Raw genomic sequence first — 23,955 nt, forward strand, 5'->3', positions numbered from 1 at the left:
CAAAACCTTTCAAGGCGTCAAAACCTTGAAAGGTTTTAGCCCTTAATCTTTAAAGTGCTTTCGAACGGTACTAGCAGATTATAAAAAAAATAGATTTATGCCTTTTAAAAAGAATTACAACGCTAAGTCAAGACCTAAATTCGATTCAATCGTATTGAGTTTGGCTTCTCCAGATGCTATTTTAGAGCGTTCTTATGGTGAGGTTTTAAAACCAGAAACCATTAACTACCGCTCTTACAAACCAGAACGTGACGGGCTATTTTGTGAGCGTATATTCGGTCCTGTAAAGGATTATGAATGTTACTGCGGTAAATATAAACGTATTCGTTATAAAGGTATTGTATGTGATCGTTGTGGGGTTGAAGTAACAGAGAAAAAAGTACGTCGTGAACGTATGGGACACATCAAGTTGGTCGTTCCTGTTGTTCATATTTGGTACTTCAAATCATTACCAAATAAGATTGGTTACTTACTAGGCTATTCTTCTAAGAAATTAGAGACAATTATCTATTACGAGCGTTACGTGGTGATTCAACCAGGTATTGTTGCGGATAGAGAAATTAATGGTAGTGAAGTTAAAGACTTGATTACAGAAGAAGAGTATTTGGACATCATGGAATCTCTTCCTAAGGAGAACCACTTACTTCCTGATGATGATCCAAATAAATTTATCGCTAAAATGGGAGCAGATGCTGTAAGAGAATTGTTGAGCCGTATGGAGCTAGACAAGATCGCTTACGAGTTGCGTCACAAAGCAGCGACAGAAAATTCTCAACAACGTAAATCAGAAGCATTAAAGCGTTTGCGTGTTGTTGAGGCTTTTAGAGATGGACACACTCGTATGGAAAACAAACCTGAGTGGATGGTAATTGAATATTTACCTGTCATTCCACCAGAATTGCGTCCATTGGTACCTTTAGATGGTGGTCGTTTTGCAAGTTCGGATATGAACGATTTGTATCGTCGTGTTATTATTCGTAACAACCGTTTAAAGCGTTTATTAGAAATCAAAGCTCCTGAGGTAATCTTACGTAACGAAAAACGTATGTTGCAAGAAGCTGTCGATTCTCTATTTGATAACTCACGTAAGTCAAATGCTGTAAAAGCAGAAGGTGGACGTGCTTTGAAATCTTTGTCAGATGTTCTGAAAGGTAAGCAAGGGCGTTTCCGTCAAAACTTATTGGGTAAACGTGTGGATTACTCAGGACGTTCGGTAATTGTAGTAGGACCTACTTTAAAATTGCACGAATGTGGTATTCCTAAAGGAATGGCTGCTGAGTTGTTCAAACCATTTGTTATCCGTAAGTTGATTGAACGTGGTATTGTTAAGACTGTAAAATCGGCTAAGAAATTAGTTGATCGAAAAGACCCCATTATTTGGGATATTTTGGAGAATGTATTGAAGGGACACCCTGTTATGCTTAACCGTGCTCCTACGCTTCACCGTTTGTCAATTCAGGCTTTTCAGCCAACGTTGATTGAAGGGAAAGCAATTCAATTACATCCTTTGGTTTGTTCTGCATTTAACGCGGATTTTGATGGTGACCAGATGGCGGTACACGTTCCATTGGGGAACCAAGCAATCTTAGAGGCTCAAATGTTGATGCTTTCGGCACACAATATGTTGAATCCTCAAAATGGTACGCCAATCACACTTCCTTCACAGGATATGGTTTTGGGATTGTATTACCTAACCAAAGAAAAACGCAGTACTGACGATGTAAAAGTAAAAGGAGAAGGTCGTGCGTTTTATTCATCTGAAGAGGTCATCATTGCCTATAATGAGGGGAATGTTGATTTGCATGCTATTATCAAAGTTCGTGCAAGAACAGAAGACGAAAATGGTAACTTGACTTATGGTAAGCGTATAGAGACAACTGTTGGTCGTGTTATCTTCAATGAAAAAGTGCCAGAAACGGTACCTTTCATCAACCAAGAATTGTCAAAAAGAAATTTGAAGAAAGTTATCTCTAATATTCTAAAGAGAACCAATACTAGTACTACGGCACTTTTCTTGGATGATATTAAAGATATGGGATTCTATTGGGCTTACCGTGGTGGTTTGTCTTTCAACCTTCCAGATTTGATTACTCCTTCTATTCGTTCAAAACGATTGGAAACTGCGCATGACGAAATTGAAGATATTTGGAACAATTATAACATGGGACTTATTACGAATAATGAGCGTTATAACCAAATTATCGATGAATGGACGCAGGCGGATAACGAGATTACCAATGTCTTGATGGATGAAATGGCAGCACACAAACAAGGATTTAACTCGGTATATATGATGTTGGATTCTGGTGCTCGTGGATCTAAACAACAAATTAAGCAGTTGTGTGGATTGCGTGGATTGATGGCAAAACCTAGAAAATCTGGTGATACTGGGGGAGCAATTATCGAAAACCCCGTATTGGCGAACTTCGTACAAGGATTGTCGGTATTAGAGTACTTTATCTCTACGCATGGTGCTCGTAAAGGTTTGGCGGATACGGCATTAAAAACGGCAGATGCTGGATATTTGACACGTCGTTTGGTAGACGTTGCTCAAGATGTAGTGATTAACATTGATAGTTGTGGTACATTGAGAGGTATTGTACGTACTGCCTTGATTGAAAACGATAAGATTATTCAGTCTTTGAGTGATCGTATCGAAGGTCGTTATCCTTTGCATAATGTTTACCATCCAGAGACAGACGAACTATTGGTATCAACAGAGGAAGTTATTTCTCCTGAAATGGCATTGTTGATTGAAGAAGTAGGTATTGAAATGGTTATTGTACGTTCTGTCTTAACATGTGAAGCAAAACGTGGTGTTTGTCTAAAATGTTATGGTAAAAACTTAGCAACAGGTCGCTTGGCAGAGTTAGGAGATGCTGTTGGTATTATTGCTGCTCAGTCTATTGGTGAGCCGGGTACGCAGTTAACACTTCGTACGTTCCACGTAGGGGGTACGGCATCATATACGGTAGAAGAATCAAGCTTGGTTTCTAAGTTTGAAGGTCGTATCGAATTTGATGGTGTAAGAACGGTAACTTATAAAGACGAAGAGAAAGGCACAGAATTACCGATTGTTATTTCTCGTTCTGGTGAAGTACGTATTATTGATACAAAAACAAATCGCGTTTTATCTTCTAACTATATCATGTATGGTGCTGGACTATATGTCCAAGATGGTGCTATGATTACTAAAGGAGAAAAAATCTGTGATTGGGATCCATATAATGCAGCGATCATTACTGAGTTTGATGGTTCTATTGAATTTGAAAATATCGTTGAAGGTAAAACTTACCGTGTAGAACGTGATGAGCAAACAGGTCACGAGCAGTTTGTTGTTATTGAATCTAAAAACAAAAAGCAAGTACCTGCCATTAAAATTGTAGATGCTAGTGGTGAGACTCTTCGTTCTTATAACGTACCTGTAGGCGCATTCATTGATGTTAGCGACGAGCAAAAGGTAGTAAAAGGACAAGCAATTGTTAAGATTCCTCGTGTAATGGGTAAAATCCAGGATATCACGGGTGGTTTGCCTCGTGTAACAGAGTTGTTTGAGGCACGTAAACCATCTACTCCTGCTGTGGCTACTGAAATCGATGGTGTTGTTAGTTTTGGTCGTATCAAGCGTGGTAACCGTGAGTGTATCGTTACGGCTAGAGATGGTCAAAAACGCAAGTACTTAATTGGACTTTCTCGTCATATCTTGGTTCAAGAGGGAGATTTTGTTCGTGCTGGTATGCCATTATCAAATGGTAATATTGCACCACATGATATCTTATCAATCGAAGGACCGTTTGCGGTACAGCAGTATTTAGTGAATGGTGTTCAAGAAGTTTATCGTGCACAAGGTATTACAATTAATGACAAACATATTGAGGTAATTGTGCGTCAAATGATGCGCAAGGTTCAAATCTTGGATGCTGGTGATACTAAGTTCTTGGAAAAAGAGGCTGTACTAAAAAGCGATTTCTTAGAAGAGAACGAAGATATTTACGATAAGTTAATCGTTGAGGATGCTGGAGGTTCTAGCAAAATTGTAGCGGGTATGTTGATTACTGAGCGTCAATTCCAAGAAGAAAAGGCTTATTTGAAACGTAACGATCGTAAAGTTTTACAAGCACGTGCAGCTATTCCTGCTACCGCAAAACCATTGTTACAAGGGATTACAAAATCTTCTTTGGGTACGAAGAGCTGGATTTCAGCTGCATCGTTCCAAGAAACTACAAAAGTATTGAGTACAGCTTCTATTTCTGCTTCTGCTGATACTTTGCAAGGTCTAAAAGAAAATGTAATTGTTGGTAAGAAAATTCCAGCGGGTACAGGTCTTAGACATTTTGATAATCTTATTGTTGCAGACATGGAAAAAATGGAAGCAATTGAAGCGAAACGTAGAGCAGAAGCTGCTGCTGCGGAAGAAGAGGTTATTATTGGAGAATAACAATTTTCTCTGAAAGATAAATTAAAGGAGCTGTTCTTAGTTGAGCAGCTCCTTTTTGTTTACACTTAACTTAATCTTGTCTAAAAGGAAAAAGAAAACTTCAATTGTTGTTCTTTATTGTCAAAATCAAAAGATGCTATAAAGTCTTTAAGATAAGGTTGGAGCAACGCCTTTAAACTATCTCTATCTGGATAGAGCAACCCTAGTTGAAGGATAGCTTTATTATGCCTATATTCTATACTAGGGTAGGGGCGAATTATCAAATTAGAGACTTGTTCGAACGCAATAATAAGCCCTACCAAATGCCCTTCGACCCAACCACAAGCCTGGTTTAATTGCTCCAAACTTTTAGCTTTTATGTTTATCGTTAGATTTATTGTAGAGGAAGTATCAATAGCCATAAACAAAGATTTCCAAGAAATAGCTCCTTTCTTTTGATTTTTTAAAATTTCATTGCCTCTATTCAATTCTTGTTGCAATATACTAGCAGTAGATCGAGTCACATTTCTAGCACTGTTATAATAAGGTTTGATCGTTGTTAGAATTGGCATTCGATCTTGTTTCTCCCTCAGATGATAGCGAGGCTCTTTTATTAAAGTAATAGGTTGCGTCCAGTTGTATTGAGATAAGAGAGAGAAAAAATAAGGCATCAGTGTACTAATGTCCTCTAAATCTTCCTGCTTTGGAATACGATCGAGCACCCAAAGAGCTAAGATAGTCCATGAATAGGTTCCCAAAAAACCAAAGGCATTTCCCTTTATTTTCCTAGCGGTTGCCCATATTTTTATGGCTTTTACAAACCAGCGAAAACTATCTAGCGAAATTTTTCTTTGACTGTAGGTCAGAATGGAATTTGCTTCCAAAATTCCAGTTACTGCTTGCCAGTCTTGTGCACTGAAATAGTACCGATGTTTTTCCGATAGGTTATCCAATGATATGAATGCTGTAGGATAGGCTACACACAACAAATCGATAGAAATGCCCTCCATTTTTAGTTTTAAAATAGGAACTTGGGCATCTTGTATTAATCGAGCTGTTTCATACCAGCCTTTTAGTTGTGTTTGTACTCTTTCTAAAAAAGCTAGAGGGTCTAATTCGTTAGGAATTGCAGCCAAGATATCTAAATCGCTTGTGCTGGTATTGGTACCTAAAGCAGTTGAACCTAATTGATGTAGTTTGTACTCTTGACCTAATATGTTATCACAAGTAGTCTGAATTATGTCTAGTATTATTGACCTATTTTGTTGTTCTGGAAAAGATATTACAGCTTTTTTATTACTTAATAATTCAACTAAATTCTGTTCGTCTACTTTTGATGGTGCATTATTATTAATAATACCAGTTTCTAAATCAATTGTATATCTTATTTTAAATGCTTCTTGATGACAACGACTGATAAGTGCAAGACGCTTGACTTTAAAATTAGTCTTTTTCCAAGGAGGTAATGATTTCTTAGCTAGTTCAATTGACCTAAATTGACCAACACTTAAATGAGGAGTAAAGGATAGTTTTGTTTTGGGTAACCCATTTTGCCTTACAAATAAACGTTGCATCAAACGTTGTAATTTTTTCAAACGACCACCTTGATTGGTCTCAACAGGTTCTAGCCAAGCAATTATTTCTGTTTTTTGATTGAAAAATTGATATTGTTTTAATTCTAATTCAAATACTGAAAACGCTTTGAGTACAGTGCTTAATTCTTGTGCTGCTTGCTCGAAATATCGATCTGGTAAAAAGCCATACAATAATGTAATATGAGGCATCCATCGATTGTATTTTCGATCAAACTGTTGCCGTATTGTTTGGACTTTTTTCGAAGTATGCTCATCTGGAAGAATAACAATAGCACTGCGATAGGTCGAAGCAATCGTATTCCAAAAATTGCTTGGTGGCTCAATTTTTTCCGTCGCCTTTTGATGAATAATATTTAACGATAAACCATAGTGATCAGAAGGCAAAGACATAGGAGAGGACATTGTTGTCATTTGATTGGCGAATAAAGCTGCTTGCTCTATTTTCCAATATTGTTCTTGGCTCGTTCGAATATAAAAGCGATCAAAGCGTGCAGGCAGACCTGTTAGGGTAGATATTGCTGCTAGAGGATTATAACTTGGTTCAAAGGTATATCCATCTTTATGAGGATGTTGAGTGCTCCACGCATCCCAAAACTGTTCTTTGTCTAATAATTCTAATCCTTCTTGTCCTCGACTATTAAAATCACCTCCTATCAAAATAGTCCCTTCTAAGCGATTCAAATACTGTAATAGAATACGTAACTGTTCTTGCCGAACAGTTGTGGCATTGTTGGTGCGATTACTAGACAAATGTACGTTCGCAACGTGAAATGGCTGACCGTTAAATTTCCAACTAGCAATTGGAAACTTTTTATTCGTAGTATATTGAAATTCTACCCATGAAAAAGGGTATTTTGATAGAACAACTAGCTCTTGATAATAAGTAGCTGCTTTTCGTTTGATATCCGAAGTATAAATCGGCTGTTTCCAATTTGCTTTTAATAATTTTTCGAGCATTGGAGCATCTACTTCTTGCAATAAAATAATATCTGCGTCTTGTTCTTGCAGATATTGAACAATAGCAGTATGCCTTGCCTCACGGTTTGCAGATATAGAATGGTATTTATCCGTTAATAAATTATAACTCACTAATTTTAGAGATTCTACAAAACAGTTTTCTATGGTAAAAATACTGGTTCTATCTTGGAGTGTTGCAACATAGGTTGGTTGAGGGACAATAGGAATGTTATCAATCAAAATAGAAGCTTGAAGATGTTGACTATCAGTTCTAAATGCCTCTGCTGGTAGCTCATTGTCCTCAAACAAATCAATACGTTTGGTTCTATCCCAAACAATCGTATTGGCGCAGCGAATATATTGCACTCTATTCCAAGGAATATCATTGCTTGCCCAGTCAATTAATAATTTTTCACCAAGAGCATCTTTTATCATACGGTCCTCATAACCGATATAGAATGCTAAGGCATTAAGTTTGGGATCCCATAAGATACGGTCGTGTACCTCCCAACTTGGTTTTAGTTTTTGTTTTGGAGTTTTCATTACGTGCCAATTTTAGATCAATTCTACTGTACTATGGCTAGAATAGAGTGGTCGTTCTCCATATAGCAATGTTTTTCTTATTAAGAAGGGAAAAAGACCTTTCTAAAAGAAAGTTATAGTACAGCGTTAAAAAAGAAAAAGTTGATATCTAAAATTGAAAATTACACGATAGAAAAATTGAAAGGATTTAAGAATGATAACCTGAAATAGTGTGCAGAATGAGCACATACCAACCAACTCTCCTTAGAACAAGAAAGTTCCATGTGAATGGAAATTAATTTATTAGCAAGAAACAAAACTTTATCTTATCAGAAGCAGATATAACAATGGTGTATTATTATAGTAGTTCGTTGATTAGTTCGCTACGCTCATGAGGGCGCAAGCTTAGTTTTTTACTTTTTTACCAAAAAGATAAAAAAGCACATTTATATTAGTTTGATAATCAAAATTTTAACACAAAATGCAATAAAGATGTAACCTATTGATTATCAAACTAATAAAGTTTAGCTTCGCTGCTACTGCGTGGTTTCAACGAACTATTGTTATTAAAAAAGAGAAGTATTCTAAACAGAATACTCCTCTTACACTATTTCATTACAAAGACTTTAAATTACCCCTTTTTTACAAATTTAATCGGCATTGGTGCATATTGTGCACCTTCTGCTTTTATAAAGTACATACCACTATCTAGTTTCTGAATATCAATTTGTAATTGTCCTTCATGACCATTGATGGCATCTATTCTTTCTACTTCAATACCATTGGCATTAAAGACACTAATGGAGATTTGATCCGGTACATTTTCAGTACTCCATGTCAGTGTAAGTTTATCACTTGCTGGGTTCGGTGTGACACCAATACGAGCCATTCTACAAACTAAAGAAGAGTGCATTTGACGACAGAATCTATGTTGACAAACTTTTCCATCTGCTTGTGTTCTCGTTACTGTCATACAAACTTCGTAGTGTCCTGTAATATGTGGATTGGTGAATGGATTATTTCCAACCGTTGACACAATAGCTGTACCATCAATAGACCAAGTTACTCGGTCACAATCTAGCAAGCCGATTGGAGTAAATACATCATTAGGACAATCTAAAACCGCATTAAATCCTAAATTAACAGCATCAAAGAAACTTTCGTCACACAAACAATCGTCTTTACAAGGTGGCAACTGAATGAAAATTTCTTCTCTCCAACAATCTTGTTGATTGGCATCCAAAGACTGATATTCGAATTGGAAGGGACTACAAGTTCCGTTAGAAACAACCGTTAAATTATAAACTCCTGCTGTAGGAACAGACAAAGAAGATGGAGAAATAGTACCACAAGTTGTCAAGAAGTTAAGTATGCCAGGATTATCAACAAAAATTTCAATGTTATAATCTGGTACACCGTCTCCGTTGACATCATCAATACAAGTTGTTTTGGTACTGGTAATTTTAGGACAAGGTACTGTGTCTTGAGCCGATTGGAGACAGAAGTTATCAAAACCCATATAACGAGCACCATTGATACCACTATTGTCACTGTGCGTCACAAAGAAATGTGTCATACCTGAGGCTGGAAAACCACCCCCAGTACTAGAGCTAAATGTTAAGCTATGATTGACTTTGACATTACTAGTACAGGTAGTGTTATTGATACTAATGGTACCTAGTAATATCGTATTAGCAGCTCCAAATAAGGCTGTATTGGAAGGAGTAAAGGCGCCTGTTGGTGTCAAACCAGTTGTGTTGGATGGATTGTTAATCCCATAAACAGCCACTTCTGAATTTCCCCAACCACCAAGGCAAGCCATATCAAAGTTAAGTGTATAAGAACCTGTGTTAGGTAAAATGGTAGCGACCAATTTAGATTGAAATCCTTCTCTATAAGTTGTACCACCGCCAGCATAGTTGGCAATCCAACAACTGGCATAGTTTCCAGAAGGTGGAGTTGGAGGACTAAAAGGACCTGTTGTAGCGGTATAATAATCTGCCCAGCTTCCTGTTGCCCAAATACGACCAAAATCAGTTGCATTGTCAATATCTTGGTGAGATGCTGTTGGTGTTCCCGATTCTAAGTCACCATTGCTCACATAACTACCAGGACAATCACTGGAAACAGACAGACAGAAATTATCAAAGCCCATATAACGAGCCCCATTAATGCTGCTATTGTCGCTATGAGTAATAAAAATATGCGTCATTCCTCCTGCAGGATAGTTTGGATCATTAGTATCAATAATAACCGCTTGATTGGTTTTTACATTGGAGGAACAGGTGCTTGCATTAACAGGGATTGTATTCAGCAGAAAAGTAGTTCCTGTTGGGAACAAGCTCATATTGTCAGGCGTAAAAGCTCCTGTGGGTGAAAATGGAGCATCACCTCCCGATGGGTTGTGTAGTGCATAAACGGCTACTTCTGAATTTCCCCAACCACCAAGGCAAGCCATGTCAAAAGTGAGGGTATAGGTTCCTGTGTTGGGTGGTAGGGTAACATTGAGTTCTCCCTTAAAACCTTCTCGGTAAGTCGTGCCACCACCAGCATAGTTGGCAATCCAACAGCTGGCATAATTTCCTGTTGCAGGACTTGGAGGAGTAAAAGGACCTGTTGTAGCGGTATAATAATCAGCCCAACTACCAGGAGCCCAAATGCGGCTATAACCAACGGCATTGGCAATGTCTTGGTGTGAAGCGGTTGGTGTCCCATTTTCTAAATCTCCATTCACAAATATATTGTCTGGACATAAACTACTTTGGGAGGATGCTATTGGTATCAAAAAGAGGGAAAGAATAAATAGCAATAATAAGTTTTTCATAATAATAATTTGGTTAAAATTGTTGATGCCTCATAGGCAATTAATGATTGTTACACACTCAATGGGGTATCAAAAGAGTGCGTACAGAATCGTATGTAATGAAATTTTGTGCTATTAGAAGTGATAGCTATGCTTATCACATATTAGGAAACAAGCCCTAATAAGCTAGTAGAGAGGATTTGAAGAAGTATATTTCTATTGTTATACCTGTTATACCATCTTGAGGGGACGTAGCACGTAGTCGTACTAGATGTGGTACCAACGAATAATAATGTAACTAATCTTATTTAGTAATTTAGTTGGATACTAAGTTATTGATTTTTTTTGAATAATTTTAAACCATAAATTATTGGTTTTTTACAAGTGTAAGTACTTGTTTATACTAAGGGAACTTAGTATTGGTAGGTTGTTAGGTCAGGTTTTAACTTACAGTTGAGAGCAAGGTAATCTTTATTTTGTTCTAAGATTTGCTTTAAGAGATAAGTAGATAGAAAAGAAATACCTATTAATAAAAGAAGCCCTGCAAGCGATTTACTTACAGGGCTTTACTTTTTGTTGGTGTGGTCCCACCTGGACTCGAACCAGGGACCAGCGGGTTATGAGTCCGCTGCTCTAACCAACTGAGCTATAAGACCATTTACATCAAATTAATTGAAAGTTAATTTTTGGAATCCAAGAATTCATACTTTCTTCTTATCTTGTGCGACACAAAAATAAGCATTTGTATTTAATAAAACAATTTTTCTAAAAAATAATTCCATGGAGGCGATAAAAAATATAATTTTTGATTTGGGAGGTGTATTAATCCACTTACAACCACAGTGGACAGAGGCAGCTTTTTGTGCCTTAGCGGGCAGCAAAGCCGAATATGCTCGTATTTCTACTTTACTTCATCAGGAAAATATTTTTAATGATTTTGAAATTGGGGCAATTGATGCCACTAAATTTATAGGAGCGTTGCAACAATACAATCAAAATGCAGTGACTAAAGAACAGCTAGAAACGGCTTGGAACGCCATGTTATTGGATATTCCTGCTAAGGGATTGACACTAATTCAAGATCTAAAAGAACGAGGATACAACGTTTATTTATTGAGCAACACCAATAGCATTCATTTAACAGCGTTTACGGATATTGCCAAGCAGGAGCATGGTATTACAGATTTTGATGCTTTGTTTGATAAAGCGTATTATTCTCATTTGATTGGTGCTCGTAAGCCAAATGTAGAAGCTTTTGAGTATGTGTTGAAGGATGCACAGTTGAAGGCTAGTGAGACACTTTTTATAGACGACAATGCTCCTAATTTGGTTGGTGCTCGACAAGCAGGAATACACACTTTATGGCACCCAGCGAATACGGATATAACAAATCACCTGAAAGGGTTTTTAGCTTTGGTATAAATATAGTCTGAAAACATGTACCTAAAACCGAATATGAGTGTAAATAGGATAGTGGTCAGATGAAGTATTAGAAACGACTCGAAAGGCTTCAACGCTATTGATTGGACTGGTAAAAATGTAGTCGATACGCAAAAAGGGAAGCAAACCTGCGTAGGTGCTTCCTAAACCACTTCCTTTTTCTCGAAAAGCATCGGTCAAATTTTGAGCAAGTTGCCCATAAGCATAAGAACTTGGGGTGTCATTCATGTCACCGCAAACCAAAACAGGGTAGGGGCTATTGTGAATATGTTGTGCTATAAAATTGGCTTGTTCTTCTCGTTGCAAAAATGCTTCTTTTAATTTATTATTAATGCGTTGATATTTTTTTTGTGTAGCGTTTTGACCTAGTGTTGATAAGTTGTCTTCGTCAAAAAGCTCATGTTCATCACTCCCCAATCCAATAGATTGTAAGTGAAAACAATAGACCCGAATTGTTTTACCATGGTATTTTAAATCAGCATAAATAGCACCATTGTAACTATTGGGAAAGTCAATGGTTCCTTTTTTTAGAATTGGATATTTGGAGAAAATAGCTAAGCTGCTGCCTCCTCCTTGAAAATGGTACGTTAAGCCCATTTTGTCTTCCAAAAATTGTTTGGCGGTTTGGTTGTATCGAGCTGTTTTTCCTGAAAACTCTTGACCACAAAAAATATCAATCGCTTGGGCTTCTATGGTACGCAATATTTTTTGTTGCGCTTGTTCTAATTTCTTTTTATCGGATAAGGCGGTAGCATTAAAGTAACGCACATTATAACTCATGATTCGGACACTATTTTCTGATGGTGCTGTATTGGACCAATTGAACCCAATTAAATTAAATAAATGTGAACCACCTAAAAAGATAGCAATCAGAGAAAGGTAAAAATAGCGTTTGCGTCGATAGAGCCAAAGAAAAGCAAACAGCAGGTTGATTAACAGCAAAAAAGGATAACCATTTGCCAAAAGAGCAAACCAGTAAAAGGTAGAAGGAGGAATCCATATTGCCAAATAAGAACAAAGTAGGAGTAAACTAACAATAATATTTGCTCCAAATAATAACTTAGTAAAGGTATTCTTTAACCAACGAAACATGAATAAAGTAGGAGTTCTCAGTAATTTGAGTAGATTAGGAAATGGGATGGTACAAAAGAGTTAGCGATAGCGATCTAAGAATACTTTCTCATCTTCTGAAAGGCTGTCGTATCCAGAGCGTTTGATTTTATCCAGAATAGCATCTAGGCATTCTTCTCTAGACATTTCCTTATATTTTTGCATAAAAGAGCGACCGTACTCATTGCCATAATAATCTGATTTTTGGCTTCCTTTATAAACCTTCATTTTGGCTTTGTAAGGACTTTCGGCTCTTTGATGTGTTTTTTTCTTTTTAGATGTAGGCTGTCTTCTCTTTCTCAAAAACCAATCTCCTACATTGCGAATCGGTTTTGATAAGTCTACTCCTCGGCGTAATTGATAAATAAAAAACCATCCCATAAAAGCACCGCCCAAGTGTGCTAATGCGCCACCTGGATTATCACCAGGAATGACAATTAGATTATAAATAACCCAAGCTAAAGCAATGTATTGTAATTCAACGTCTCCAATCAGAAAAAAGCGCATGCGCCCTTTGGGATTGAGGGTAGCGGCGGCCAAAACAATGGCCATCACACTCGCCGATGCCCCTACTAGATTGCCAGTGGAATTCCAAAATGGAGGAAAAATATTATACCCAATGACAAAAAATAAGGCTCCTACAACACCGCCCCAAATATAGATGGGAAAAATTTTATCGTTTGAAATTAAACTATTGAGTTGACTACCAAACCAGAATAACACAAGCATATTCATCAGAATATGAAAAATACCCCGTAAGTCATGCAAAAACATATAGGTAAAAATACTCCAAAAGCGAAAAGGGATTTTTTCAATTTCTGAAGGGAAATAAAACCACTCTCTGATAAAGCTGAAATAAGGCTCTGTGGTTGCGGTTGCCAAATAAAATACCACGGAGACGAGCAGTATAATAACATGCACGGCAACATTGGCCATAATCAGACGAATTATGGTATTTCCTTGATAATAACGCAGCTTTAAATCTTCCCAGATGTTTGTTGCCATGGTTGCTGTTGAGTTCTTGTGTTATTTGCTAAATAGATATGTCTCAAAATACTTGTAAAAACAGTGACTTTTGGTACAACATACTAAGTTCTTGATAAAGTTGCAGACTTCCGAATATTCGAGCCTGTTTTTTTTGTTTTTAAGATTCTCTTAAAATCTAGCCCCTTGTTTTCGCCAGAACCAAACCAAAAGAACTGCAATAGCTGCTCCCGACAAGTGAACAAAGTGGCCAATATTGGTATTGATTCCATAAACTTGTTGATACAACTCCATACAGGCAAACCCAATGGCTAAATATTTGGCTTTGACAGGCATGGGAGGGATAATTAGGTAGAGAATCCTATTGGGATACAACATGGCAAAGGTAAACAATACGCCATACGTTGCACCCGATGCACCTAATGACGGAGTATACCAAATTTTGCCCGCTGTTGCTTGGATGCTATCTAATTCAGGACTGTACAAGGTGGTTGCAATTTGATTGATTTGTCCAGTTGCAAAGGCAAATTGTTCTGGAGACAAACCTTGTGTCAAATATTGAACATAGCCATAATTAGCTAGTAAATAGAGCAAATTGGCTCCGAAGCCTGCTGAAAGGTACAAAAATAAAAACTTTTTTGGTCCCAAGGTTCGCTCTGTATCTGCCCCAAACATAAATAAAACCAGCATATTAAAAAATATATGCATAATTCCACCGTGCATGAAAAAGGAAGTTACTAGTTGGAAGGGTTGAAACATGGGATTTTGCACATAATAAATCATTAGATGAGGAGCAATAGCATTGCCTAATGTTTGTGCCGCTAAGAACATCAAAAGGTTCAAGATGATGAGGTTCTTAGTAATAACGGGGATCGCACTAAATTGTGATTGCATGTTGTCGTGTCTTTTTAAATCGAGCCCAAATGAAGGTTCATTTGAGCTCGGTTTTGCATGAAAGCAAGTGAATAATTCTATATGGAAATTATACCTTAGCCCATGATTGCTTCTACTGATTTAACCTCGGGAACCATGCGTTTGAGCATTCCTTCGATGCCTACTTTTAGTGTCCCTGACGAAGATGGGCAGCCGCTACAAGATCCTTGTAAGACCACATTGACCACACCATTTTCAAAAGAATGAAATTTGATGTTCCCGCCATCCATTTCTACGGCTGGGCGAACGTATTTATCCAATAGTTGTTTGATTTTTCCAACCAATTCGGCATCGTCACCCGTATATTGTTCTTCTTCCTCAGCTTCCAATTGGGCTTTAATATCTTCAAAGCCTTCTTTCATGATCACATTTCCTTCTTCTACATAAGCTTTGATAAATGTTTTTAACTCCATCATGACTGTTGCCCACTCTGTTTCTGGAGATTTGGTGACCGTTACAAAGTTATTACAAATATAAACCCCTTGAACGTAGTCAAATTTGAACAAGGCTGTTGCTAATGGAGACCACTCGGCAGCCAACTCTTGTTGATCAGCAGGAAAATCAGCCATTTTGCGAGGGTACAACATTTGGTTGGTGACAAATTTTAATGTCTCAGGATTGGGTGTTTGCTCTGTATAAAGCATTACCGGTGGTTTAGTCATTTTTTTATCTTCCATTGTTGTTTGCTATTTTATGATATAAATTAATACTCCGTTGATTTTTTAGTTTTCCTACGAACCCGCAGGCTCACGAAGTAAAAACGTAAAAAAGCATCTTGCTGATAATCAAACTAATACGATTTAGCTGCGCTGCTACTACGTGGTTTCAACGGAGTAATGATAAATACTTCTAGAGTATTATTGGATAGAACAGAATTTTTTATCTAAAAATTCCATTTCTTTAGTCTTAAAAATTGATTGCACAAAAATAACAAAAAAAGCCCTTTTTTGTTGCTGTGTTTGAAATTTTAGTGTTTTTATGAGAATATTATGATAATTGAAATGAGCAAATAAAAAGCCCTTTCGGATTTCTTGTTTATAATCCCCTCAATAAATTTCCTTTATACGAAGAAAACACTATTTTTGTAGTTAGAGCCTGTTTAAATTCTATCTTCAAGTTACAAATACTTGATTTTGCCTTTATGGGCAGTTTTTTTGAGCCTTGATAGTGTTACTATCAGCCTAAAAAAGGATGAATTGGCAACCTCAAAACCATATTATACAGAATTAAAAGAATTTGTATAAGTAATGTTAGATGTGGTCGGTATGCATTCAGACGTTCCTCTACAAAACATTACCCAATACCAAGCCTCAAATTATTATGTACTTAGATTTAAGAGCCTTATAAGTATTCTACTTGGCGACTCAAATTTAAGTTTTAAAAATAGGATGTATAAATGTACAGGAGACAAATTCTTTTTAGTATGATTTTCTAACAAATTATTGTAAAATCAAACCATGCAATTTTCTATTTCTTCAGCAGACCTTAAGGAGCAACTTCAAATTATTAATGGGGCAATTAGCTCTAATCCTATCTTGCCAATATTGGAAGATTTTTTATTCAAAATAGAAGGAGATACCTTGACCATTACGGCTACCGATAACCAAACTTTTATGACGGCTGCTTTGCATGTAGATGCAGATGAAGACGGATGTGTCGCAATTCCTGCTCGAATTTTGTTGGATACTTTAAAGCAATTGCCTACACAACCTTTAAAATTTTCTATTGACTTAGAAACATTTGCTGTTGCTGTTACGTCTCAGTTTGGCCAATATAAGTTGGCAGGAGAAGATGGAAATGATTTTCCAAAAATCCCATCTCCTGATAAGGTGGATAATATTGATATTCCTGCAACGGTATTGTTAGAAGGAATCAACAAAACATTGTTTGCAACAAGTACGAATGAGTCGCAAGTGGCAATGACAGGGGTATTTGTTCAAATCAATAGCGAAGGGTTGACTTTTGTAGCAACGGATGCACACAAGCTGGTTAAATATAGCTTTACGGATATTGACACAGAACTTGATGGGGCTTTTATTTTGCCCAAAAAAGCATTAAATTTGTTGAAAAATGCCTTGTCTAATAGCAATCAAAGTGTGAATATCACTTATAATGATACCAATGCGATTTTCTATTTTGGAAACCAAGTATTGTCTTGTCGCCTTATTGATGAAAATTATCCTAATTATGGAGCGGTTATTCCTTCGGATAATCCCAATACAATGAGCATTACAAGAACGGATTTCTTAAATTCGTTGAAACGTATTGCAAACTATGCCAACAAAACAACCAATCAGGTCAAATTGGAAATATCGGACAGCAGCTTGACAATAGAGGCAGAAGATTTGGATTTTTCTAACCGAGCTACCGAACAATTGCCTTGTTTTTATGATGGCGATGCGATGACAATTGGTTTCAATGCAAAGTTTTTAATTGAAATGTTGAACACAATTGGTGGAGATAACGTGCGTATTGAGTTGTCTAGCCCCAATCGTGCTGGTATCCTTAGAACAGAAGAACAAGCCCCCAACGAAGATTTGTTGATGCTTGTGATGCCTGTTATGTTAAATGTATAAGACTTGCTCTTATAGAGAGAGAATAATAGAATGAGGCTGTTCCTTTGAGGAACAGCCTTTTTTGTTTGGGATAGTATTTTTATTAGAAAAATGGTATTTTGTAACAAAACAATAAAATATTTGCTTGAATTTTAGAAGCTTGAAAATAATTATTCTAATACCAATTGCCAATGAGAGAAAACCAAAATACAGAATGGAAACTTTTGTGGAAAGATGAATATCTAAAATGGATTTGTGGTTTTGCCAATGCACAAGGAGGGCGTATCTATTTGGGAATTGACGACGATGGCAAAGTGGTGGGGTTGCGTAAGTATCGACATCGGATGGAAAGCCTACCTGGCAAGATTCTTAGTAATCTAGGGATTTTGTGTGATGTTAACTTACTTTTGGAGCAGGATAAATATTATATCGAAATTGTTGTCGATGCTTATGATGTTCCAATTTCTTATCAAGGAAAATATTATTATCGTTCAGGGAGTACCAAACAAATTTTACAAGGAACAGCTTTGAATGATTTTTTGATGCGTAAGTCTGGAAAAACTTGGGATGCGATTTTAGAGCCTCAGGCTACTTTGGATGATTTGTCTGAAGAGACGATCCAATTGTTTAAGCAAGGAGCTATTTCTAGTCAACGACTTCCTTCTATTGGTTCGGATACGATGGAAGAGGTCTTAAAGAACCTTCGCTTACAAAAAAAAGGACGTTTAAAAAGAGCTGCTATTTTGTTATTTGGCGATGACCCGAGAGATTTTTACCCTACAGCGTATATCAAAATTGGAAAGTTTGGCACTTCCGATTCGGAATTATTATCACAAGAAACCGTAGAGGGCAACATCATAGAATTGGCAGATAAGGTAATGGCGATTTTGGATGCCAAATATATTACGGCTACGATTTCTTATAAGGGATTGCAACGACAGGAACGCCCAGAGTATCCTCCTTTGGCAATACGAGAAATTTTATTAAATGCCTTGGTACATCGAACTTACATTCAAGCCCCTATTCAGATTAGTTTGTACAAGGATAAAATGATGGTCTGGAACGAAGGTAGCTTGCCGTCGGGCTTGACAATAGAGAATCTAAAAGAGAAACATCCTTCTTTGCCCAAAAATCCTATCTTGGCAGAAGTGTGTTTTAAGGGAGGTTTGATTGAGGCTTGGGGAAGAGGAATCCCTAAGGTAATTGAGGAGTGTCAAAAGTGGGCATTGCCAGAACCTAAGATTGAACTATTGGGTGGAGGCATTGCCATTACCCTGTATAAAAATAAATACACGGAGGATTACTTGGATAGCCTTGATTTGAGTGAGCGGCAGCTGAAAGGACTCGAATACGTAAAAGAGCATGGGCAAATTACCAATAGTATCTATCAAGAGATTAATACGATAACAGACCGAACTGCCAGAAGAGATATTAATGAATTGGTAGAAGTACATCAGTTGTTAGTAAAACATGGTACTACGAAAGGCGCTTTTTATACTTTTCTTGGAGATAATAAGGTCAAGGATTCTAAGCTATAATTGGTCATAATTGTCCGAATAAAAAGTGCTTTGTCTGAATAATGTCCGAATAATTGGGTTTTTGTCCGAATAAAAGGCAACAAAACTAAAACGGTCTCATTTTTGATTTTTAGAGAAAATATATTGAGCTCTTAGATAAAAACTTACAATATGAAATACCTTACTTTATTCTTTGCAATGATTGTTGTTAATAATGTTTTTGGGCAAACCGCCAAAGCGTATTATCAAAAAGGGAATGTATTCTTTAAAGAAAAAAAATATGCTGAAGCAGTCGATAGCTATAATGCAGCTTTGGAAATAGATTCTCTATACGTATTTGCGTTGACAAATAAGGGGCGGGCTTTGTTTGAACAAAATAAACATGAAGCATCAAAAGAAGTTTTTGATAAGGTAGTAGAACTAAGTCCCGAAGATATGGATGCTTATTATAATCGAGCCAAGTGCTATCGAGCGATGGATTATTTTGAAAATGCCATTATGGATTATAGTACCGTACTGGAGTTAAGTCCTAAACATTTAGATGCTTATTACAATAGAGGATTGACATACCAAGAGGTTAACCGCAATCAAGAAGCGATCAAGGATTTTGAGAAAGTGTTGGAACTAAAGGAACTTCGAACGACTACTAGCGAACAGTATCGTGATATTTATACTTTGTTGGGCTTTTCGAAACGATTGTTGGGAGAGTTTGATGCTGCCTTGGTTGATTTGGAAAAGGCAATTTCCTTAAATTCTAAGGATGCAGCGGCTTACTACCATCGTGGTACCATTCGAGTAGGGACGGATGCCATAGAAGCTGGTTTGTTAGACCTAACCAAAGCAATTCAGTTGAAGCCCGATTTTGCAAAAGCTTATTATCAAAGGGGCTTGACTTATCGGATGCAAAAAGATTATAAAAATGCGATTAAAGATTTTTCTAAAGTAATAGAAATTAACCCAACAGCTAATATGGGGTATATTTCGAGAGGCTATACTTATGCCAATATGGGCAAGGCGAAAGAGGCCATTAAGGATTATGATAAAGCAATAGCAATTAACCCCAAAGATGCTGCAACGCATATCCGAAGAGGTTATGCCAATATTGATTTGAAAGCTTATGAAGATGCAGTGGTAGATTTTACAACCGCCGCAGATTTAAAAACACCTTTTTCAAGCTATGCCTATAACAATAGGGGAAATGCTAGGCGTCTTTTGAAAGATTATGATGGTGCCTTGGAAGATGTCAATTTATCGCTTCAAATGGATTCTTTAAATGCTTTTGGGTATAGTAATCGTGGCTTGATTTGGATGGATAAAGGAGTGACCAATAATGCCTTGGAAGATTTTAACCGAGCAATAGAATTGAATAATCAAATTGCAGAATTCTATTATAATCGTGGTACTTACTATCTGAATTTGAAAATATACGACAAGGCGACAGCAGACTTTAGTAAATCGGTAGAACTGGCTCCTGAATACAAACAAAAAGAAATTCCTAAATTGCTAAAAATTGCTAAAAGAGGTTTTTTATCTGGGGATTGATGAGGGGTGATGTTTAAGTGACTATTTTAATAGGATTATGCCAGCCTTATTAAAACTTTCCATTTGGTAGGAAGGAATAGTCAAGTTTTGGCATTGATAGCAGGATATAAACTTTAATTTGGGAAGATTTAGTAGCTCATTGGGTAGCTTTTTGATAGGATTTTCTTGAATAGAAAAATAATCTAAATGTTCAAATTGTTGAATGGATGGCGGAATTTTATGTAGGTTACAGTTTTCCAACTCTAATCTTTCGAGCCAATTCATTTCCCATATTGAACTCTTTTCAGATAAATCAGGACAATGCGTAATTTCTAAGGATTTTAATTTCTTTAAAGCCCATAAATTAGATGGTAGTGTAGAGGTATAGTTTTTAATTTGTAGAATAGTCAAATTCTCAAGCTTAGATAATGCATTGGATAAATGTCCTTCTTGGTTTTCAAAATCAAGGGATAACTTAATTAGATGTTTTAGTAGGTATACATTTTCAGGTATACATCCTAATTTTCCAGCTAATTCTATTGTTTTTTTAGTAGTAAATGCTGTGATAACTTTGGCATCAATTTCAAAATTGGTCGGAAGTGCTTCGAGCTTAAAGACGTGGCGTAGAATCCATTGAACAGTGGGAAGTTGTTCTATTGGCATGCCTTCATTCTTGGCTAGAATTAACGCTAATTCTACATTGTTAATATTAGGAGAGAATAAGAGTTTTTCAATTTTATCTTCCATATTTGAATAAAGCAATTTATCATCAGATTACTGCACAACCAACTTAGGACGTCTCAATATATGATGAATTTTGATAGAAACATCTAGGAATAAAATTCTAGGATTGCCATTGCGTTCTATATGGAACGCTGTTTCATCAAAAAGCGTAATCAGTTCTTGAAGTTGATCCACTCCAATTACTTTTAGCATATTTTGAGCGGTTGTCAGTTCTGCCTTTTGAAGGCGTACTTTTAATTGACCACCTCCTAGTTGTAAGCTCAAGAATTCTTTTAGAAAGTAAAGTGCATATTGCAAAAAAACGACCTGATCCTTGCGCCCCATTTTAGTGAAAAAGTCTTTTTGAGGATGTTTGCCACTCACAATACCTTCCACCCATTGTACCATCTCTTGTGGTTTGCCTTGGTAACAAACCCGTAGCCAATCGACAAATAGGGTTGCATTGTTATCATCCATATCTTCTACCAAAGCGCAAGCTTTGTTGTAGTTGCCTTCAACCAAATATGCGATTGTCTGTGCTTTTTGAGCACTTAAATTTTTGTTTTGTTCCAGCGCTTTGGCAATTTGCTCGTCTTCTAATCGAGGAATATTCACTAGTTGACAACGAGATAAAATGGTATTCAATATTTTACCTTCTTCTTCAGAAATCAATAAAAATACAGTATTGGGACGAGGCTCTTCGATGAGTTTTAGCAAGCGATTTCCTTCTTTACCTAAGTATTCAGGAAGCCATAAAATCATAATTTTGAAGCGCCCTTCTAGTGCTTTGTAACTTAGGCGTTGGACGATAGAAACACATTCATCTTTGGTAATGTTTCCTTGTTTATTTTCTGCTCCTAAGTATTCAAGCCATTGATTGGCATTGAGATAAGGATTTTCGGTGATAGCAGCACGCCATTCTTTTATAAAATTGGTACTAATTGCCTTTGAACCAACGGTTGGATAAGAAAAGTGTAAATCAGGGTGGACGTATTTATTGGTTTTGCGGCAAGCACCACAAGTGCCACATGCATCTTGGTCGGCGGGTTGTTCACACAGCAAAAACTGAGCATAAGCTAAAGCTAATGCCAGTGCTCCATTTCCTTCTTTACCTAAGAAAATTTGAGCGTGTGCTGTTCGTTCTGCACGATAACTCTCGACAAGGTGCTGCTTTATTTTTTCATGCCCAAATACTTCCTTAAATAGCATACTAATTGATTGGTCAACTTTGATAAATTATGTTTTGGTACTTTAAACTTCCACACAATTTATCAAAGTACCAAATTTATTTGGATTGAAAAGAAATAAATTTTGAGGAGACATTCAAACTAGCTTATGCCGAAACACCTAAAGCCGATAGTACCTCATCAGAAGCAGGTTCTGTTTGAGGATCGAAAACATGGGTCAAAAAACCTTGTTCATCAAAAACATATTTTTGAAAATTCCAGCTTACTTCAGAATCTTGAACACCGTTTTGTGCTTTTTCTGTTACAAAGGAGTACAAATAATGCTTATCGTCTCCCTTTACAGAAATTTTTGTTGTCATTGGAAAACTAATATGATAAGTAAATCTACAAAATTTTTCAATGTCTTCATTAGAGCCTGGTTCTTGTCCACCAAAGTTGTTGGCAGGACAACCAACAATGACAAATTTATCAGAAAACTCTCGATACATTTCTTCTAATTGTGCATATTGTGGTGTCAAACCACATTCTGAAGCTACATTTACGAGCAAGATTTTTTTTCCAGCATAGTCAGAAAAGTTAATTTCATTGCCTTTTAAACCTTTAAGGGTCAATTTATGGATGCTTTGAGGTGTGTTCATAATTTTATTTAGATATTATTAAGTAATAGTTAGCGACACGACTACTCGGTAGTTTGTAAGTTTAATAGTCCGTCAATTATTAGTTAATTTGGATATTACTTGCGTTCTTGTTGATAATATATTTACTTATTTAACAACATATTTCTAGCGTTTTAGTTATTAATAGTTCATGAATTTTTTGTTTTTTTTGTCAAAGGAAATGAAAAACAATCTTGTTTTGTATGGATTATTAGTTAAATATGGTTTTGATTGATGGTTAGGATGCTACTCGTTTTGGTAATGTTTAAGATTTTAGAATAGGAAGTGGCTAAAAACGAATAGTTTACGAATTAATAAAGAACCAAAATAAATTTTTTTTGAAAAGATATGTATATTTCAGTATTTCGAAAAGCACATTTTAATGCCGCTCATCGGTTGCACAATCCTAATTGGTCAGAAGAAAAGAATGAAGCTATTTTTGGATTGTGTAATAATAGTTATTACCATGGGCATAATTATGAATTAGAGGTCAAAGTAAGTGGAGAAGTAGATCCTGAAACGGGGTATTTGATCGACTTGAAGCTGTTGTCGGATATAATTAAGGAGCATGTAGAGGACAAACTGGATCATAAAAACCTAAATTTACAAGTAGAAGAATTCAAAAATTTAAACCCTACTGCAGAAAATATTGCGTTTGTAATTTGGCAAATTTTAAGAAACGAACTGGATGAAAAATACGATTTGATGGTTCGTTTGTACGAAACGCCACGGAATTATGTGGAGTATGAAGGTAAATAGGTATTGAAACTGTTGAAAAAAGATTATATTTGTTAAATGTGCCCCTCTATCCTGTAGTCAAAGGACTATGGACCAAAACTTGTTTTGTGCAAAAACTATGATTTGTTATCATTTGTTGTTAAATGGAAAATAATTAATGTAATCAATCCATACAAACTCGATAGCAAGATTTTACACAAATCAATGCCAAACAAAGCGCAATAGAATTGAGTTTAGGGTTGTTTTGCTGTCAACAAAACAAACAAAACTCACTCAATGCTTATACAATGTGCATTC

At 36.4% G+C, this 23,955-nt stretch carries 15 protein-coding genes and 1 tRNA gene; 6 read left to right on the forward strand and 10 right to left on the reverse strand.

Translation table 11 applies throughout. The features are described from left to right. The first annotated feature begins 97 nt into the window (after positions 1-97). Positions 98-4,438: a DNA-directed RNA polymerase subunit beta' gene (rpoC, locus tag CG11_RS13165; RefSeq protein WP_052596893.1), complete on the forward strand. Its 4,341-nt coding sequence runs from the start codon at positions 98-100 to the stop codon at positions 4,436-4,438. A gap of 80 nt (positions 4,439-4,518) precedes the next feature. Here the strand turns inward: rpoC and CG11_RS13170 are convergent, their stop codons facing one another. The 3 genes from CG11_RS13170 to CG11_RS13180 all read right to left on the reverse strand — a co-directional run bounded on the left by CG11_RS13170 (position 4,519) and on the right by CG11_RS13180 (position 10,950). Continuing rightward, the gene (locus CG11_RS13170) at positions 4,519-7,512 is read right to left on the reverse strand and encodes a poly(A) polymerase (RefSeq protein ID WP_052596895.1); all 2,994 of its coding nucleotides are present in this window, start codon (positions 7,510-7,512) and stop codon (positions 4,519-4,521) included. Between the two features lie 610 nt (positions 7,513-8,122). Further along, complete coding sequence (locus tag CG11_RS13175; protein ID WP_052596897.1) at positions 8,123-10,315, reverse strand: T9SS type A sorting domain-containing protein; 2,193 nt, start codon at positions 10,313-10,315, stop codon at positions 8,123-8,125. Between the two features lie 561 nt (positions 10,316-10,876). Continuing rightward, positions 10,877-10,950 (reverse strand) — tRNA-Ile (locus CG11_RS13180). Between the two features lie 124 nt (positions 10,951-11,074). Between CG11_RS13180 and CG11_RS13185 the strand changes: the two genes are divergently transcribed. After that, the gene (locus tag CG11_RS13185) at positions 11,075-11,716 is read left to right on the forward strand and encodes an HAD family phosphatase (protein ID WP_052596900.1); all 642 of its coding nucleotides are present in this window, start codon (positions 11,075-11,077) and stop codon (positions 11,714-11,716) included. Between the two features lie 21 nt (positions 11,717-11,737). Here the strand turns inward: CG11_RS13185 and CG11_RS13190 are convergent, their stop codons facing one another. The 4 genes from CG11_RS13190 to CG11_RS13205 all read right to left on the reverse strand — a co-directional run bounded on the left by CG11_RS13190 (position 11,738) and on the right by CG11_RS13205 (position 15,438). Beyond that, positions 11,738-12,826: an endonuclease/exonuclease/phosphatase family protein gene (locus CG11_RS13190; protein ID WP_052596902.1), complete on the reverse strand. Its 1,089-nt coding sequence runs from the start codon at positions 12,824-12,826 to the stop codon at positions 11,738-11,740. A 60-nt stretch (positions 12,827-12,886) separates the two neighbouring features. Further along, a complete protein-coding gene (locus tag CG11_RS13195) occupies positions 12,887-13,849 on the reverse strand; it encodes a rhomboid family intramembrane serine protease (RefSeq protein ID WP_052596904.1) in 963 nt (320 codons plus the stop codon). Between the two features lie 150 nt (positions 13,850-13,999). Next, entirely contained in the window at positions 14,000-14,722 is a 723-nt protein-coding gene (locus tag CG11_RS13200) for a rhomboid family intramembrane serine protease (RefSeq protein WP_052596906.1), read from the reverse strand. 95 nt (positions 14,723-14,817) lie between these two features. Then, the gene (locus CG11_RS13205) at positions 14,818-15,438 is read right to left on the reverse strand and encodes a NifU family protein (RefSeq protein WP_081909548.1); all 621 of its coding nucleotides are present in this window, start codon (positions 15,436-15,438) and stop codon (positions 14,818-14,820) included. A 780-nt stretch (positions 15,439-16,218) separates the two neighbouring features. On the opposite strand from CG11_RS13205, the gene dnaN reads away from it, so the two are divergent. The 3 genes from dnaN (at position 16,219) to CG11_RS13220 (ending at position 20,375) form a co-directional block, all read left to right on the forward strand. After that, positions 16,219-17,337, forward strand: coding sequence for a DNA polymerase III subunit beta (dnaN, locus tag CG11_RS13210; protein ID WP_052596908.1), 1,119 nt, complete (start codon positions 16,219-16,221; stop codon positions 17,335-17,337). A 170-nt stretch (positions 17,338-17,507) separates the two neighbouring features. Further along, positions 17,508-18,854, forward strand: a complete 1,347-nt coding sequence (locus CG11_RS13215) for an ATP-binding protein (RefSeq protein ID WP_052596910.1) — start codon at positions 17,508-17,510, stop codon at positions 18,852-18,854. A 150-nt stretch (positions 18,855-19,004) separates the two neighbouring features. Beyond that, positions 19,005-20,375, forward strand: coding sequence for a tetratricopeptide repeat protein (locus CG11_RS13220; RefSeq protein WP_052596912.1), 1,371 nt, complete (start codon positions 19,005-19,007; stop codon positions 20,373-20,375). 21 nt (positions 20,376-20,396) lie between these two features. On the opposite strand, the gene CG11_RS13225 is transcribed toward CG11_RS13220, so the two are convergent. The 3 genes from CG11_RS13225 to CG11_RS13235 all read right to left on the reverse strand — a co-directional run bounded on the left by CG11_RS13225 (position 20,397) and on the right by CG11_RS13235 (position 22,902). Continuing rightward, positions 20,397-21,101 (reverse strand): leucine-rich repeat domain-containing protein, encoded by a 705-nt coding sequence (locus CG11_RS13225; RefSeq protein ID WP_052596914.1) that lies wholly within the window; start codon positions 21,099-21,101, stop codon positions 20,397-20,399. 27 nt (positions 21,102-21,128) lie between these two features. Continuing rightward, positions 21,129-22,286, reverse strand: a complete 1,158-nt coding sequence (locus tag CG11_RS13230; protein ID WP_052596915.1) for a DNA polymerase III subunit gamma/tau — start codon at positions 22,284-22,286, stop codon at positions 21,129-21,131. 124 nt (positions 22,287-22,410) lie between these two features. After that, positions 22,411-22,902, reverse strand: a complete 492-nt coding sequence (locus CG11_RS13235) for a glutathione peroxidase (RefSeq protein WP_052596916.1) — start codon at positions 22,900-22,902, stop codon at positions 22,411-22,413. A gap of 366 nt (positions 22,903-23,268) precedes the next feature. Here CG11_RS13235 and CG11_RS13240 point away from each other — a divergent pair, with 366 nt between their 5' ends. After that, the gene (locus tag CG11_RS13240; RefSeq protein ID WP_052596917.1) at positions 23,269-23,679 is read left to right on the forward strand and encodes a 6-carboxytetrahydropterin synthase; all 411 of its coding nucleotides are present in this window, start codon (positions 23,269-23,271) and stop codon (positions 23,677-23,679) included. The last annotated feature ends 276 nt before the right edge of the window (positions 23,680-23,955 follow it).

Source organism: Aureispira sp. CCB-QB1, from assembly GCF_000724545.1.
Lineage (GTDB): Bacteria > Bacteroidota > Bacteroidia > Chitinophagales > Saprospiraceae > Aureispira.